Source organism: Bradyrhizobium barranii subsp. barranii (assembly GCF_017565645.3).
Lineage (GTDB): Bacteria > Pseudomonadota > Alphaproteobacteria > Rhizobiales > Xanthobacteraceae > Bradyrhizobium > Bradyrhizobium barranii.
In genome coordinates, this window is sequence record NZ_CP086136.1 from 1,907,882 (window position 1) to 1,923,184 (window position 15,303).

The 15,303-nt window shown below is 64.0% G+C and carries 15 protein-coding genes; 11 read left to right on the forward strand and 4 right to left on the reverse strand.

The features are described from left to right. Nucleotides 1-139 precede the first annotated feature (139 nt). Both J4G43_RS09375 and J4G43_RS09380 read left to right on the forward strand, forming a co-directional pair. Nucleotides 140-1,459 carry a solute carrier family 23 protein gene (locus J4G43_RS09375; RefSeq protein WP_208084613.1) on the forward strand — a complete coding sequence of 440 codons (1,320 nt, stop codon included), beginning with the start codon at nt 140-142 and terminating at the stop codon, nt 1,457-1,459. A 72-nt stretch (nt 1,460-1,531) separates the two neighbouring features. Continuing rightward, on the forward strand, nt 1,532-2,368 hold the full coding sequence (locus J4G43_RS09380) for an SDR family oxidoreductase (protein ID WP_208084614.1): 837 nt from the start codon (nt 1,532-1,534) through the stop codon (nt 2,366-2,368). A gap of 52 nt (nt 2,369-2,420) precedes the next feature. On the opposite strand, the gene J4G43_RS09385 is transcribed toward J4G43_RS09380, so the two are convergent. Beyond that, the gene (locus J4G43_RS09385) at nt 2,421-2,783 is read right to left on the reverse strand and encodes a DUF1488 family protein (protein WP_225004769.1); all 363 of its coding nucleotides are present in this window, start codon (nt 2,781-2,783) and stop codon (nt 2,421-2,423) included. Nucleotides 2,784-3,107: 324 nt separating this feature from the next. Here J4G43_RS09385 and J4G43_RS09390 point away from each other — a divergent pair, with 324 nt between their 5' ends. The 6 genes from J4G43_RS09390 (at nt 3,108) to J4G43_RS09415 (ending at nt 9,057) form a co-directional block, all read left to right on the forward strand. Then, on the forward strand, nt 3,108-3,338 hold the full coding sequence (locus J4G43_RS09390; RefSeq protein WP_071909720.1) for a hypothetical protein: 231 nt from the start codon (nt 3,108-3,110) through the stop codon (nt 3,336-3,338). Nucleotides 3,339-3,348: 10 nt separating this feature from the next. Then, on the forward strand, nt 3,349-3,753 hold the full coding sequence (locus tag J4G43_RS09395; RefSeq protein WP_071909721.1) for a hypothetical protein: 405 nt from the start codon (nt 3,349-3,351) through the stop codon (nt 3,751-3,753). Between the two features lie 68 nt (nt 3,754-3,821). Beyond that, nucleotides 3,822-4,193 (forward strand): signal transduction histidine kinase, encoded by a 372-nt coding sequence (locus J4G43_RS09400; protein ID WP_208084615.1) that lies wholly within the window; start codon nt 3,822-3,824, stop codon nt 4,191-4,193. Nucleotides 4,194-4,365: 172 nt separating this feature from the next. Next, nucleotides 4,366-5,187, forward strand: a complete 822-nt coding sequence (locus tag J4G43_RS09405) for an NAD-dependent protein deacetylase (RefSeq protein WP_208089275.1) — start codon at nt 4,366-4,368, stop codon at nt 5,185-5,187. Nucleotides 5,188-5,320: 133 nt separating this feature from the next. Further along, a complete protein-coding gene (locus tag J4G43_RS09410) occupies nt 5,321-7,405 on the forward strand; it encodes a hydantoinase/oxoprolinase family protein (protein WP_208084616.1) in 2,085 nt (694 codons plus the stop codon). Between the two features lie 2 nt (nt 7,406-7,407). Continuing rightward, the gene (locus J4G43_RS09415; RefSeq protein ID WP_208084617.1) at nt 7,408-9,057 is read left to right on the forward strand and encodes a hydantoinase B/oxoprolinase family protein; all 1,650 of its coding nucleotides are present in this window, start codon (nt 7,408-7,410) and stop codon (nt 9,055-9,057) included. 27 nt (nt 9,058-9,084) lie between these two features. Here J4G43_RS09415 and J4G43_RS09420 read toward each other — a convergent pair whose 3' ends face one another. From J4G43_RS09420 to J4G43_RS09430, 3 genes are all read right to left on the reverse strand, one after another. Beyond that, a complete protein-coding gene (locus tag J4G43_RS09420) occupies nt 9,085-10,254 on the reverse strand; it encodes a lipase family protein (protein WP_210387316.1) in 1,170 nt (389 codons plus the stop codon). 23 nt (nt 10,255-10,277) lie between these two features. Continuing rightward, nucleotides 10,278-11,543, reverse strand: coding sequence for a DUF4403 family protein (locus J4G43_RS09425; RefSeq protein ID WP_208084619.1), 1,266 nt, complete (start codon nt 11,541-11,543; stop codon nt 10,278-10,280). A 252-nt stretch (nt 11,544-11,795) separates the two neighbouring features. After that, entirely contained in the window at nt 11,796-12,065 is a 270-nt protein-coding gene (locus tag J4G43_RS09430; RefSeq protein ID WP_228411347.1) for a hypothetical protein, read from the reverse strand. A 229-nt stretch (nt 12,066-12,294) separates the two neighbouring features. Here J4G43_RS09430 and J4G43_RS09435 point away from each other — a divergent pair, with 229 nt between their 5' ends. The 3 genes from J4G43_RS09435 (at nt 12,295) to J4G43_RS09445 (ending at nt 15,248) form a co-directional block, all read left to right on the forward strand. After that, nucleotides 12,295-14,013: a pyrroloquinoline quinone-dependent dehydrogenase gene (locus J4G43_RS09435; protein ID WP_063981075.1), complete on the forward strand. Its 1,719-nt coding sequence runs from the start codon at nt 12,295-12,297 to the stop codon at nt 14,011-14,013. 152 nt (nt 14,014-14,165) lie between these two features. Then, entirely contained in the window at nt 14,166-14,444 is a 279-nt protein-coding gene (locus J4G43_RS09440; RefSeq protein WP_225005679.1) for a c-type cytochrome, read from the forward strand. A 36-nt stretch (nt 14,445-14,480) separates the two neighbouring features. Continuing rightward, nucleotides 14,481-15,248, forward strand: a complete 768-nt coding sequence (locus J4G43_RS09445; protein WP_208084620.1) for a substrate-binding periplasmic protein — start codon at nt 14,481-14,483, stop codon at nt 15,246-15,248. The last annotated feature ends 55 nt before the right edge of the window (nt 15,249-15,303 follow it).

Consider the following 15,303-nt stretch of genomic DNA (forward strand, 5'->3'; position numbering starts at 1 on the left):
TTTTTGATTCTGCAAGATCTGGATTTTGCAAGCTTTGAATCTTGCATGACTCGCATCATGTGATGGTCGCCGCAGAAGCGACAATCACATTTTTGTCGGATCGCACGAAGATCGGTCGCTGCACCGCAACGGGGGGAATATGACATCCACGATGGGCTCGGACGAGCAGCCGCAGAGCTATTTTCCGCGCTGGAAATTCAAGGCCTCGGGCGTGATCATGCCGGAGGAGCGGCTGTCATGGGGCCAGACCGTCGTCTCCGGTCTCCAGCATTGCGTCGCAATGTCGGGCTCGACGATCATCGCGCCGCTGCTGATGGGATTCGATCCCAATGTTGCGGTCCTGTTCTCCGGCATCGGCACGCTGATCTTCTTCGTCATCGTCGCCGGGCGCGTGCCGAGCTATCTCGGCTCGAGCTTCGCGTTCATCGCCGTCGTCATCGCCGCCACCGGCTATGCCGGGCAGGGGCCGAATCCAAATCTCTCCGTCGCGCTCGGCGGCATCGTTGGCGCCGGCGTGCTCTACGGCGTGATCGCGCTGATCGTGATGTGGTCGGGCGTTGGCTGGGTCGAGCGCCTGATGCCGCCGGCCGTCACCGGCGCCGTGGTCGCCGCGATCGGCCTCAATCTCGCGCCCGTGGCGGTCAAGGCGGTGAGTGCCAACGCGTTCGACACCTGGATCGGGCTTGCGACCGTGCTGATCATCGGCGTGGTGGCCGTTGCCGCTCCAGGCCTGTGGCGCCGCCTGCCGATCATCCTCGGTGCGATCGGCGGATATCTGCTGTACCTGCTGCTCGCGAACGGCCTTGGCTTCGGCAAGCCGATCGACTTCGCGCAGCTCTCGGCCGCGCCGTGGTTGGGCATGCCAAGCTTTACCACGCCGACGTTCCAGGCCGATGCAATCTTTCTGATCGCGCCGGTTGCGGTCATCCTCGTCGCCGAGAACCTCGGTCACATCAAGGCCGTCGGCGCCATGACGGGCCGGAGCCTCGATGCCTATCTCGGCCGCGCCCTGTTCGCCGACAGCCTCGCGACCATCGTGGCGGCCTGCGGCGGCGGCACTGGAGTCACCACCTATGCCGAGAACATCGGCGTCATGGCGGCGACGAAGGTCTATTCGACACTGCTGTTCGCGTTAGCTGCGGCGGTCTCGATCCTGCTCGGCTTCTCGCCGAAATTCGGCGCACTGATCCTGTCGATTCCCGGTCCCGTCATCGGCGGCCTCTCGATCGTGCTGTTTGGATTGATCGCCGCGATGGCCGGACGGATTTGGGTCGAGAACAAGGTGGATTTCGCCAATCCTGCGAACCTGATCACCGTCGCCGTGGCGCTGACCGCGGGCGCCGGCGACCTCACGTTCAAATTCGGCGCGTTTACGATCGGCGGGATCGGCACGGCGACTTTTGGCGCCATCATCCTTTATCAAATCCTGACCTCGCCGCTGGCGCGGCGCGCGGAATGAATCCCAGGGATGCACGGAAGGATGGAACAAAACGCGCCGTCCGTCGATGATGAGACATTCCGGAGAGAACACATGCCGCAGACCGATCGCTCGACCCCGTTTTCCTCCCGCCTCGTCGGCCACTACGCGCTGGTGACCGGTGCCTCGCAAGGCATCGGCCGCGCCGTCGCCATACGGCTCGCGCAGGAGGGCGCGACCGTCGCCATCAACTATGTCGATCACCCTGAGAGGGCCGAGGAGACGCTCGCGCTTGCAAGGACAGGATCGGCTGACCGCGGCCACGGCAAGCTCGATCATGTCGTCGTCAAGGCCGATGTCAGCAATGAGCAGGAGGTCGCCGCGATGTTCGAGACGGTGCTTTCGCGCTGGAAGCGGCTCGACTGCCTCGTCAACAATGCCGGCTTCCAGCGGGAGTCGCCGAGCGAGGCGCTCGACATCGAGACCTACCGCCGCATCATAGATGTCAATCTCAACGGCGCCGTGCTCTGCGCGCAGAAGGCGCTCGCCCACTTCGTCGCGCGCGGCGGAGGCGGCAGCATCATCAACTGCTCCAGCGTCCACCAGATCATCCCGAAGCCGGGCTATCTCGCTTATTCGATCAGCAAGGGCGGCATCGCCAATCTGACGCGCACGCTGGCGCTGGAATTCGCCGGCCGCGGGATTCGCGTCAATGCGGTCGGCCCGGGCGCGATCGACACGCCGATTAACGCGGCCTGGACCGGTGATCCCGCCAAGCGCGGCGTCGTCACCAGCCACATTCCGCTGGGACGGGTCGGCACGCCGGAAGAGATCGCCGCCGTGTTCGCCTTCCTCGCCTCGGATGACGCCAGCTACATCACGGGCCAGACCATTTACGCCTGCGGAGGCCTGACGCTGTTCCCCGAGTTTCGCGAGAACTGGGCCAGCTAGAAACGTGGATTCACGACCGAAACCACGAACTCATCACCCCATGCCGACCGCTTCAAAAATCTGCCGCGAGCAGGTCGTAGGAGCCCCGGCTGCCGCGGACATACTTCCTGGCCGCAGCCGCACATATCAAGTCGCGGTTGGAATCGAACGCGATCAGAAATCCCAATTCGCTGGAATGGGTGCCTGGTTGAAGCCGCTTCAATGCGTCTTCGTCGATGAAGAACGAGGCCTCGATGGCGCTGTCGTGTCCCCAGAACCGCACGGCATGCCGCGTCCGGTCATACGAGCGGCTGTGATTTGGAAAGTCGATCATGGTCAGGCCGATCAGGTTGCAGGTGCCGCGCGCCAGCCTTTTCGCCGTTTGAGTCGGGGCTCGCCGGGTGGCCGACGCTCGACCCGCGTACGTCAGGAACACGGACGTTCCGTCGAGACGAAGACGCGCCGGTTGTGCCTCTCTCAAATGAAGATTTGGCAACAGGGCAGCAATCCGATTCAATGCCGATCGCGACAAATAGTTTCTTGATAAGCCTCGCTATTCGGCGAAGGGATCACTAGATACAGTTTATCACCGCGCGCCCCTCGGCTGTCATCGGTGACTGAGAGCATTGCGCTCCCGCCGGAACCAACAGGCGGTCAGTATGTCGGATTCCCATAGATTCAGCCTTCGCGAGTGGCTCGTACCTCCGGTCTTGCTGCCGGTTTTTTTCGTGGTGTTGATCGCCGCATCGATGCTCATACAATGGTAGCCGGTCTCGGCGTGCCTTCGCCATCGACTCAAGCAAGCAGTTCGTCAGAATCGATCCCGGTCTCTTTGGCTTGCGAGTTAAATTCCAGGGCGATCAACGCCCTCGATCGAGCCCGCAAGCTGCCGTCGGGAGACAAGCGCACGGTGGCAATGCGCCGGGCAGCGATCCTCGGAAATGCCGCTGAAATCCTCGCGTATTTCTCGGCGGCGAAGGACCGCTGCTGAAGGAGCCCGCATGTTCAAGTTTCTTCACTACCGTGCAAAAGCGGCCGCGTATGGCGAACTGGCGAGGAATTCGCCCGGCAAAGCCGATACGCGCAAATTCGAGCAACTGCAGGACAGCCACACATCGCGCGCGGACAACGAGCAGATGCTCGCGGACCAATATGTGGATGCAGTCAACGCCGGGGAGACGGAGCGACTGCGTGGCGCGGCCCTCGCGGCGGAGGAAGAGCGCGTTTTGCGCTGTCTCGGTGCGGCCGTCATCATGCAATGGAATTCGTTGCCGACGACGCTCCAGCGGGAGATCTTCGATACCGCCGGATCGGTTGGGACATTGCTGGATACGGCGGCGCTCCGCGGGCAGATTGCCCGGTTTCTTCACAAGCATAGGCACGACGCCGATCCCGCCAAGATCTGACGTGTTCAGGGGCTGAGCGAGAGGCGCGGTTCGCGAAGCATATGGACGCAAACAACAGGAGGATCCCGATGGCACTGACAAGATTCCGTATCGATGAAGAGCCGCATGCCATGGACGGGCTGCGGCTTCTTGCCCAGGAAGGCACGAGAGAAGTCGAAGCGTTCGTCAGTCGCAAGGTGATGGACGTTTGGGCTGAATCGGTCGAGCACAGTGGCGGACGTCAGAGTTTGTTCCGGAAGCAATACAACGCGCTTGGCAAACGGAACTTTGCCGCGCTTGAGCACATCGTGAGCGCCAAATACCAGCGGGGCACCCGGTTCAACCGTCAGCATCCGTTTGTCGAGGTGTTGTTCTCGGACATTGCGGAAAGCGGGGAGACCTTGAATCTCAGCGAACTGGTGCGCGAGCCGTTGCCGCCGGCATTTCACCGGCGCGCCTGATCCGATTGGAACGCCGCCCGGTAGCGGCTACTGGTTTGCCAATGTGCCCCGTCACAAAGGTAAGCGGCGTGGCCTGCTCGGGCTGACGCAGGCTAAAAGCTGATCGCCGGCTTCGAGCTGCCGGCGCGGGGGTGATCTGGCAAAACGACACGGCGTGAACTACATCTGCGCCATGGCAAAACCTCCGCTGGCAAACCGTTCGCTCGAAGATTTCGTCGGCCGGCACGAACGTCTGTTCGTGCTGACCGGCGCCGGCTGCAGCACCAATTCGGGCATTCCCGATTACCGCGACAGCCATGGCAATTGGAAGCGGACCCAGCCGGTCAATTTCCAGGCCTTCATGTCGGAAGAGCCTACGCGCCAGCGCTATTGGGCGCGCAGCTTGATCGGCTGGCGGCGGTTCGGCCAGGCGAGGCCGAACGATGCGCATCATGCGCTTGCCCGGCTCGAGGCGAGCGGGCGCTGCGAGATGCTGCTGACCCAGAACGTCGACCGGCTGCATCAGTCCGCCGGCCACCGGCAGGTGATCGACCTGCATGGCCGGCTCGATCTGGTCCGCTGCATGGGCTGCGGGGCGAAGACCCCGCGCAACGAATTCCAGGACAGGCTCGGCCGTGCCAATGCGGAATGGCTGACGCTCGACGCCGCCGATGCGCCTGATGGTGACGCCGATCTCGAGCATGCGGATTTCTCGTCGTTCAAGGTGCCCGCCTGCGAAGCCTGCGGCGGCATCCTCAAGCCCGACGTCGTGTTCTTCGGCGAGAACGTCCCGCGCGATGTGGTCGCCACCGCGCAGGATCATCTGGCGCAGGCCGACGCCATGCTGATCGTCGGCTCCTCGCTGATGGTCTATTCCGGATTCCGCTTCGTGCAGGCTGCCGCGAACCGGCAGATCCCGATCGCCGCGGTCAATCTCGGACGCACCCGCGCCGACGATCTCCTCGCGCTCAAGGTCGAGGAGCGCTGCGAGGCGGCGCTTGCATTCCTGCTCTGAGCGCGTGGGCCGCACCCTTCTACCGCATAGGTGCCACGCAAAACGGCTCGGACGCTTCACCCCGGGCGTTGTCGCTGGTATGAAAATTGCTGCGGTTTTCGCGCAGTTTGTCGATCAGTACGGAGAATTTGGAATGCTTGAGGGAGCCGAGGTGCGGCTTGCCGTTGATATCGGTGGCACGTTCACCGACATCGTGCTGGACGTGGGGCAGGATCGCAAGACGCGCAAGGTGCTGACGACGCCGCAGCGGCCCGAGGAGGCGGTGCTGGATGGCATGCGTCTCATTCTCACTGACGCGCGCGCGCATATGAGCGACATCGACGTCTTCATTCACGGCACGACGCTCGCGACCAATGCGATCATCGAGCGCCGCGGCGCCAAGACCGCGCTGATTGCAACCGACGGCTTTCGCGACGTGCTCGATATCGGCACCGAGAGCCGCTATGACCAGTATGATCTCGGCATCGACAAGCCGAGGCCGCTGGCGCCGCGATCTCTCCGCTTCACCGTGCCGGAGCGGATCGACGCGCACGGCGCCGTTCGCCTCCCGCTGGACGAAGCGGCGGTCCGCGCACTCGCGCCAAAATTGCGCGCGCTGAACGTCGAGAGCGTCGCGATCGCCTTCCTGCACTCCTACGCCAATCCCGAGCACGAGCGCCGCACGGCCGCGATCCTCAGTGAGGAGATGCCCGGCATCTCCGTGACCGTGTCCTCTGCGGTGTGTCCGGAAATCCGCGAATACGAGCGCACGTCCACCGCGGTCGCCAACGCCTATGTGCAACCCCTGATCGACGGCTATCTCGCCCGCATGGCAGATGCCTTGCAGGTCGAGCAGTTCCGCGGCGCGATCTATCTCGTCACCTCCGGTGGCGGCGTCACCTCGATCGAGACGGCGCGGCGCTTTCCGGTGCGCCTCGTCGAATCCGGTCCCGCCGGCGGCGCGATCTTCGCGGCGCAGATCGCAGCGCGGCTCGGCGAGAGCAAGGTGCTGTCCTTCGACATGGGCGGCACGACCGCAAAAATCTGCCTGATCGAAAAATACCAGCCCGAGACCTCGCGCGTGTTCGAGGTCGATCGCGCGGCGCGCTTCCTGAAGGGCTCCGGCCTGCCGGTGCGCATCCCCGTGATCGAGATGGTCGAGATCGGCGCCGGCGGCGGCTCGATCGCGCATGTCGATGCGATGAAGCGTGTCACTGTCGGCCCCGAGAGCGCCTCGTCGGAGCCGGGACCTGCCTGCTACGGCCGCGGCGGCCAGCGTCCGGCCGTGACGGATGCGGACGTTGCGCTCGGTATGATCGATCCTGATGCCTTTGCGGGTGGTACGATCAAGCTCAGCCCGGAGCTTTCGAAGGCGGCGCTGTTGCGCGCCGTCGGTGAGCCGCTGGGCCTGTCGGCGGAAACCGCGGCTTACGCCGTGCACGAGGTCGTCTGCGAGAACATGGCGAGCGCGGCGCGCGTGCATGCGGTCGAGCGCGGCGAGATAGTCGGCCAGCACACGCTGATCGCCTTCGGTGGCGCGGCGCCGTTGCATGCGGCGCGCGTCGCCGAGAAGATCGGCGTCTCGCGGGTCATCGTGCCCTCGAATGCCGGCGTCGGCTCGGCGGTCGGCTTCCTGGCTGCTCCCATTGCCTATGAGCTGGTGCGCAGCCGCCATGTCCGCCTCGATGATTTCGACACCGAGGGGGTCTCTGAGCTGCTCCAGGAGATGGTGACTGAAGCGCGCGCGCTGGTGGAGCCGGGCGCGGCCGGTGCGCCGGTGCGCGAACGCCGCGCGGCCTTCATGCGCTATGTCGGCCAGGGCCACGAGATCTCGGTCGAACTGCCGAACCGGCGGCTGACATCGGCCGATCTCGCCGGGCTACGCCAGAAGTTCGAGGCCGACTATTCGGCGATGTTCGAGCGGCCGATCCCGGGCGCCGCGATCGAGGTTCTGAGCTGGTCGGTGCTCGCGACCACCGATGCGCACAATCCTTCTGTCGTCGCTTCCGTCGCGCGCAAGCCCGCCGGCAAGGCCTCGGGCAGCCGCAAATTCTTCGACGGACGCGCGGGGGAAGTGATCGAGATCCCGCTCTATCGCCGCGAGGACATGGCACCGGGCGCGACCATTGCGGGTCCCGCCGTGATCGCCGAGGACGAAACATCCACCTTCGTCTCCAACAGTTTTGACGCCCATATCGACGGTGCCGGCAGCATCGTCATGGAACGAAAGGCGGCCTGATCATGACCAAGGCAAATGGCGCGAGCCTGATCGACCTTCAAATCATGTGGCACCGGCTGATCGCCGTGGTCGAGGAGCAGGCTCAGGTGCTGCTCCGCACCGCCTTCAGCCCGATCGTGCGCGAATGCGGCGATCTCTCCGCCGGTGTGTTCGACCTCAGGGGGCGGATGCTGGCGCAGGCGGTGACCGGCACGCCCGGCCACGTCAACTCGATGGCGGAATCGGTCAAGCACTTCATTGCGCATTTCCCGATCGAGACGATGAAGGAGGGCGACGCCTACATCACCAACGATCCCTGGATGGGCACAGGTCATCTCAACGACTTCGTCGTCACCACGCCCTGCTTCAAGGACGGCAAGCCGGTCGCGCTGTTCTCCTGCACCAGCCATCTCATGGACATCGGCGGCATCGGCTTCGGCCCTGACGCCACCGACGTGTTCATGGAGGGGCTCTACATCCCCATGCTGAAGCTGATCGACCAGGGCGTCGTCAACGAGACGCTGATGGCGATGATCCGCACCAACACGCGGCTGCCGATCGACACCGAGGGCGACACCTATTCGCTGGCCGGCTGCAACGACGTCGGCTGCGAACGGCTGGTCGAGATGATGACCGAGTTCGAGATCGACACGCTCGACGAGCTCGGCGACTACATCTGCGACCGCTCGCGCGAGGCCGTGCTGGCCGAGATCGCAAAACTGCCGAAGGGAAGCTGGCACAGCACCATGGTCGTCGACGGCTATGATGCGCCGGTGACGCTCGCCGCGACGCTGACGATCTCCGAGACGGGCATCCACGTCGATTTCGACGGCACCTCGGCCGCCTCGAAGTTCGGCATCAACGTGCCCCTGTCCTACACCACGGCCTATACCGTGTTCGGCCTCGGCTGCGTCGTCGCCTCGCAGATCCCGAACAATGCCGGCTCGCTCTCGCCGCTGACGGTGTCGGCTCCCGCGGGCGCGATCCTGAATGCGCCAAAGCCGGCGCCCGTGGCGTCGCGTCATATCGTCGGACAGATGCTGCCGGACGTGGTGTTCGGCTGCCTGCGCCAGATCATTCCCGAGCGCGTACCCGCGGAAGGTACCTCGTGCCTGTGGAATCTCAACGTCCGCGGACAGACCCGCTCAGGTGCCGGCGGCAATTACGGGTTCTCGATGGCGGTAACTTCGAATGGCGGTACCGGCGCGCGCTTTGCGAAGGACGGGCTGTCGGCCACCGCCTATCCCAGCGGCGTGCGCGGCACGCCGGTCGAGATCGCGGAGACGCAAACGCCGCTGATCTTCTGGCGCAAGGAGCTTCGCCCGGATTCCGGCGGGGCAGGGCGCACCCGCGGCGGCCTCGGCCAGATCATCGAGGTCGGCAGCGGCATCGATGCGCCCTTCGACATCCTCGCGGCGTTCGATCGCATCGATCATCCGCCGCGCGGCCGCGACGGTGGCAAGAACGGCGAGGCCGGCTATGTCGGATTGAAGTCCGGCCAGAAGATGCGTGGCAAGGGCTTTCAGACCATTCCACCGGATGACCGGCTGCTGGTGATGACCCCGGGCGGCGCCGGTATCGGCGACCCCAAGGAGCGCGATCGTGCAGCGATCAAGGATGACGTTGAGAGCGGTCTCGTGTCGGCTGACAACGCTGTTGCCGTTTATGGGTAGCTAACGCTCCGGCAACGACTGCGGCGATTACCCGCCGCAGTCATTCGGCGCCGGCTTCCCGGCAAAACGATCGGTCATCCAGTTCACCGCGACCATGGTGCTCGCCTGCGCGGCGCGGCCGTGTCCGATGTTGGGAAGGGTGACCATTTTCACGGGGCTGCCCGCCTTGCACAGCCGGCCCATATAGGCGCGCGTCACCGCGGGCCGGATGATCTGGTCGACAGTCCCTTGAGCGAGGAACACTGGCATGCCGGCGGGCAATGTGCCGGCGCTGTTCTTCTCCAGCAGCGAGCGCCAAGGCTCGCGCTTGGTCGGATCCGGCACAGTCAGAAAATATTGCTGGAGCGGCCGCTCGGTCCGCTGCCGGATGAAGATATCGAAGGGACCTTCGATGCATTCGCGCGCCAGTCGGTCGATCACCGGAAGTGCGCGCGGATCGACGACACCGTCGAGCGCGGCGTCGTAGACGCGATGCCATGACCACAGCGTCATCGCTGTGATGTTCTTGCCGCCGACTGAGTTGATGTCGTCGCTCATCAGCGTGGCGAGATCCGTCGCGGGCGCCGCAGCGGCAACGCCGAGCAGATGGAGATCGGGCGCATAGGTCGGCGCCAGCCGCCCGGCAAACAGCACAGCCTGTCCGCCCTGCGAGTGTCCCCACATAGCAAAATTCTTGGCCCCGTCGGCGCCCGGCAGATCGCGCGCGACGCGCACGATGTCGAGCACGGCGCGGCCCTCGCTCTCGCCGACGAGATAAGGATGCGGACCCGGCGTGCCGAGCCCGGGATAGTCGGTCGCCGCGACGATGTAGCCACGCGCCACCATCGAGCGCAGTCCCTGGATCTGCTGGAACAGGAAGATCGCGAGCGACGGCGCGCAGCGCGGCACAATGCCTGACGTTGGATGCGCCCAGGCCACGATCGGGCGGCCGTCGGGCGGCGGTGGGCCCTGCGGCACGATGACGACGCCGGAGACGAGGATGGGTTCACCCTTCAATCCGGTCGATCGGTAGAGCACGCGAAAGGCCGATGCGCCGAGCGGCGCGCCATCCATCGGCTCCTGTCGCACCAGGCTGCCAGGCGGTCCGTCCGCAAGCGATGCCGGTGCGTCGTAAAATGCCGATTGCGCGTGGGCAGTCACGATGCCGGCGGCGAACATGACGAGTGCGGCCATCAGAGCGCGGGCGGCGACAAGCATTTGCGATCCGCTCCAGCGCACGATCACATCCCGTACAGGATTTTCAGCTCACCGCTCGCGCGCAGCGCGAGTGTGATCCCGTCGGCAAGCAGCAAGGCCTTGTCGAACTGCACCGAGGAGAGCTTGCCTTCCATACGGAAGCCGTCCTTGAGCGGACGCGTCAGCCGCTGGTTCGCCGCCATCAGCAGGTTCTGGTAGGAGACGCCATAGTCAATGTTCACGGCCTGCTTCAATTGCGCGACGATCGACTGCAAGCCGGGGTTTGCCTCTCCGTCCTGCGCGGCGAGATCGAGATCGGCGAGCGCGACGCTCTTGCTGGTATCGTCCACCTTCAGTGCGCCGGAGAGATAGCTCCATTGGCCTGCATTGGGGTCGCTGTCCGACGTCTTCGCAAGACGCAGGCCGATCACAAGCTTGCCCGCCGACGGATAGACCTGAACCTCGCGGAACGCGCTGTCTTGCGCCGGCAGCGCGGCGATCGCCTGGCTGATCTTGTCCTTGATCGCGTCATAGCCGAGCCGGACCGGAAGGATGACGTCGAACGTTCCCGGCGCGGTCACGTCGGTGCCAAGCGGCGGCAGCGATGTCGGGGTGACGCTCGCACCCTGCTGCCCAATCGACGTCACGGCGCTGCCGGAGAGTTCGAGCGAGCCGAACAACACCTTGTCGTTGGCCCGCACGCCGGCAAATGCGGCAGCTTGCGGCGTCACTTGCAGCCAGACCGGCGGCTCGTCGGCGAGCTTCATCGGTTCGAACGCATGCGTCCAGGCAGCGGCCGCCTTGTCCCGCAGATTGAGTTTCCTTGCCGCGGCCAGCGCACGTGATCGCACGCGCGCGAGCTGCGTACGGATGCGCGGCTCGACGTAGGGCGCAAGATCGACCTCGCGGCCGAGCACATGCAAATAAGGTGCTTCGCTCCAGTGGAAGGATTCGCTGAAATTCAGGTCGAGCGACCAGTCCTTGCGCAGCGCGGGCCGTGCCTCGGCCTCGATCGTCGCGCGCGCTTCGGTCTGGCCGCGGATGCGCGCGGTGAAGCGGTTGGCGCCCTGGCCTTCGGCCGCGCCGTAGATCGAGACTGCACCATAGACGTGGTCGCCGCGGCCATAGAGCGAGACGCCGCTGGTGCGATTGACGAAGCCAAACACGTCGCAATTGGCGTTGACACGGAACATCAGTACGCGGCGGTGCACGCAGTTGACGCGCTCGTCGATGGTGGCAAGCCGCTTGGGGATATCCTGCTCGATCGCCTTGGCGAGCGCCGGCAGACCGAACTCGATGGTTGCGGACACCCGCGAGGTCGTGGCGAGCGGCGCCGGCGGATCGGGAGCGAGCGGCGGCTAGTCGGCGGCGTGCGCGGCTTGCGCGAGTGCGGTGAGGGCGAGCGCAACAAGGCCGGCACGTTTCGTGGAACGAACAATTCGCAAAGAAACGGGCATTCTTCTTATTCCGGCTTGGCCCTGCTTCGCGCCCAGGCCGCCGGCAGCGGTGCCGTTCGGTCTTCAGAGCAAAATCGCGGAAGGAGAGGGCGGTCAGTGGATCAATTATTGCTTGTATTCAATGGTCGCGTATCGCGGCACTTGTATGGCGCGGCGTCGCGCTTTGAGCAAGGCTTTGTATATCGCTCCGTTATGATGGCCGTTCTTGAATTGCTCAAAAGAGATTGACGCCGCCCCCGTCCAAATGATCACGCGATGAAGCTTCTCCGTGGGCGCTGCGATTTTTGAGTCCGAGATCTGCGGCCAAGACGAAACGGTCAGCGCAGCTGACGTTTCAAATTCGTGCTGCGCGTTAAATTCGCGCCGCTCGCGCATTCCATCTTTGCGCCCTCCCTCATCCGGCGTACTCTATGAGAGCGAGCAGGAGTGCAACAGCAACCAGTCCAGGAAACGTAGCTCCTTTTGGCGATGTCCGCCGAGAGAGATCGAGAGCTGTTGGCAGCTCATATGCGATGGAGAAGAACCGACACTTAGCGAGCTGCAAACATCCCTCGCAGCGTCTGCGAGACGCGAGTTCAACAAAACACAAAAGCGGGAGGAACGGATGAAGAAGCGTTGGTGTAATTCTGGTCTACCTCTTGTTGTCGGCGCGACACTTGCGGCGTCGGCGGCGTTGGCCCAATCCGTGGATACTGCCCGGATCGAGAACGCCGGTCAGAACGATTGGCTCACCTATCATGGTTCATACAAATCCCATCACTACAGCCCGCTCGCGCAGATCAATGCGAGCAACATCGGCAATCTGGGCGTAGCCTGGACGCACATTCCCGGACGATCGACGCGCGGCCTGCAGTCAATGCCGCTCGTGGCCGACGGCGTGCTCTATTATTCGGGTTCGTACAGCCGGGTCTTTGCGCTGAACGGCGCGACCGGCGAGGTCATCTGGTCGTTCTTTCCGGAACTCGATGAGGCGCTCATCAGCCGACAGACCCACTCGCCCTACAACCGCGGTGTAGCCCTTGGTGAAGGCAAGGTCTTCGTCGGTACGATGGATGGTCGTCTGTTCGGGCTCGATGCGAAGTCGGGAAAGGTTCTCTGGGAAACCAGGCTGATCGACTCGCAGAAGCTCACGGTCGGCTTCACTGGCGCGCCGCTTTACGCGAAGGGAAGCGTCATCATCGGCTCGCAGGGGGGTGAATGGCCGGGCCGTGGCCCGATCTTCGCTGTCGATGCCACCACCGGCAAGAAAAAGTGGGAGTTTCTGACGGTCGCGGGCACCGACGAGGCCATGAAGACCTGGGGCAACGATTCCTGGCGCACGGGCGGTGGCGGCGGCTGGATGCCGGGCACCTACGACTCCGAGACCAACTCCGTCCTGTGGGGCACCGCGAACCCGGCGCCGCTCTACGATTGGTCGGGCGCTGATTACAAGACGCAAGGTGCGCGTCCCGGCGACAATCTCTATACGAGTTCGGTCATCGCTCTCGATATCGATACCGGAAAGCTGAAATCCTACCATCAGGAACTGCCTCACGACGCCTGGGACTTCGACAGCGCCGTCGGCGAGTTCGTGATGCTGGAGCGCGATGGCCAGAAATACGTGGTTCATCCGAACAAGGGTGGCTTCGTCTTCGTCTACGACCGTAATCTTGGCGTGAAGAACGTCTGGCGGCTGGTTGAGAACATCAACTTCGTCAAGGATATCGATCCCAAGACGGGCGCGCTGATCGGCCGTCGCGATTTCCCTGTCGGGAAAGTCACTGAAGTACCGCTGTGTCCCTTCATTGGCGGCGGCATCAGCTGGAATGCCGGCTCGTACAACCCGAAGACCGGGCTTTATTACAAGATCGGCCAGGAATGGTGCATGACGCTGGATATTCAGAAGACGACGCCGGTCACCGCGCCCCAGGTCCAGCTCAACATCGGCGCCGACTTCAAGATGGTGCCGCCTCCGAGCGGCGAGATCTACGGACATCTCGACGCGCGCGACCCGATAACGGGCGCGAAGAAATGGGAGGTTCGCTTTCCCGAGCCGCCGCTTGGGAGCGTTTTGTCGACCGGGGGTAATCTTGTGTTCGTACCCGACTCCCGTGGCATCCTTCACGCCTACGATGCCGAAACCGGGGCCGAGTTGTGGAAGCACAACAACGGCACCGGCCACCAGGGCGGTATCGTCAGCTACTCCGTCGGCGGCAAGCAATATATCGCCGTGGCGGCCGGCTTCGGCGGCATGCTGGCGGACGAATATGCGCCAAACTTCGGCGGCGTCTACAAGAGCATGCCGCGTGACGACGGCGCCCTCGTCGTCTTCAGCTTGAAATAGTCTGTCTCAAACGATCTGCCGAGGAGCGGGTGCAAACCCGCTCCTCGGTCGATTGCAGCGGCCGGGCGTGATTCAGGAATGGAGCGGACGTGTTGAAACTGCATTTGAAGTCGCTTCCGGCGGTGCTGGGCGCTTCGTTGCTGTGCGTTGTGGTGGCTCGAGCTCAATCTGCCACGCCGGCGCCGGACAACGGGTCACTGGACGTCGAGCAGTTGTTCGCGGGGACCTGCGGCTTTTGCCACTCCGACGGCGGCCGGGCTGCTGGCAGGGGACCGCAACTGATGAATTCGCAACGAGACGACGAATTTCTGCACAACCGTATCAAGATCGGCAAGCAAGGTGCGATGCCGGCATTCGGCGAGAGCTTCAGTGACGCGCAGATCGACCAGATCGTCAAATATATCCGCGCCTTGAAGCCGCGCGAGGGCTGACCCGCCGGGGCCTGATCCATCCAGATGAGACGCGGCATGAAGGCAATTGTCCTGATTATCGTCGGTGCCGCCATCGGGCTGTCCGGACCGGCGCAGGCGCGAACCCTGGAGGCGATCCGCGCGAGTGGCGCGCTCAGACTCTGCGCGCATCCCAACTCACTTCCTTTTGCGCGCAAGGGCGGCGATCCATCCGGCTTTCAGGTCGAGTTGGGACAGGTGCTGGCACGCGAGCTCGGTGTCTCGCTACGGCTCGACTGGATCATCACGCAGTACCAAATGCGCAGCGCCAATTGTGACATTCTTCTGGATGTCATCGCCGATCGCGAAGCGCAAGGCGAGACCCGCTTGAGGATCTCGAAACCGTACTATCGCACGGGCGTCGCGCTCGCGGTGCCGTCATCCAGCGCGCTCACATCGTTCAAGAGCCTCGGCGAGCATACCAAGGTGGGGGTGCAGGTCGGCTCTGTCGCCGCCATGATCATCGGTCAGCGGCACGTGCCCATATCGATCTTCGGCTTCGAGACCGACAGCCTCGACGCCGTATCAAACAAGGAGATCGATGCGGCTGCGGTCACGCCCACCGCGGCGGGCTACTTCAATCTGACGCATCCTGACAAGGCACTCCGGATCCTGGATCGCGACGAGGGCGTGGCCGATCTCAACTGGAATGTCGCCGTCGGCATGGTCCGCCCGGATGATGCGTTGCGCGAGGCGATCGACGGAGCGCTGGAACGGCTGCGCAACGACGGTACGATCGATCGGATCTACGGTCGCTATGGGATCGTGCTGCAAGCGCCGAGGTAGCCGATTGCCGAAAGAACGACGCCGTCCCGGTTTGGCCAGGACGACGTCGCTTTGC

Coding starts and splice junctions, on each gene's coding strand:
- J4G43_RS09395 (WP_071909721.1), top strand. CDS start 3,349: ATGTTCAAGTTTCTTCACTACCGTGCAAAAGCGGCCGCGTATGGCGAA.
- J4G43_RS09420 (WP_210387316.1), bottom strand. CDS start 10,254: ATGCTTGTCGCCGCCCGCGCTCTGATGGCCGCACTCGTCATGTTCGCC.
- J4G43_RS09390 (WP_071909720.1), top strand. CDS start 3,108: ATGGTAGCCGGTCTCGGCGTGCCTTCGCCATCGACTCAAGCAAGCAGT.
- J4G43_RS09405 (WP_208089275.1), top strand. CDS start 4,366: ATGGCAAAACCTCCGCTGGCAAACCGTTCGCTCGAAGATTTCGTCGGC.
- J4G43_RS09435 (WP_063981075.1), top strand. CDS start 12,295: ATGAAGAAGCGTTGGTGTAATTCTGGTCTACCTCTTGTTGTCGGCGCG.
- J4G43_RS09380 (WP_208084614.1), top strand. CDS start 1,532: ATGCCGCAGACCGATCGCTCGACCCCGTTTTCCTCCCGCCTCGTCGGC.
- J4G43_RS09430 (WP_228411347.1), bottom strand. CDS start 12,065: ATGCGCGAGCGGCGCGAATTTAACGCGCAGCACGAATTTGAAACGTCA.
- J4G43_RS09410 (WP_208084616.1), top strand. CDS start 5,321: ATGCTTGAGGGAGCCGAGGTGCGGCTTGCCGTTGATATCGGTGGCACG.
- J4G43_RS09445 (WP_208084620.1), top strand. CDS start 14,481: ATGAAGGCAATTGTCCTGATTATCGTCGGTGCCGCCATCGGGCTGTCC.
- J4G43_RS09400 (WP_208084615.1), top strand. CDS start 3,822: ATGGCACTGACAAGATTCCGTATCGATGAAGAGCCGCATGCCATGGAC.
- J4G43_RS09375 (WP_208084613.1), top strand. CDS start 140: ATGACATCCACGATGGGCTCGGACGAGCAGCCGCAGAGCTATTTTCCG.
- J4G43_RS09415 (WP_208084617.1), top strand. CDS start 7,408: ATGACCAAGGCAAATGGCGCGAGCCTGATCGACCTTCAAATCATGTGG.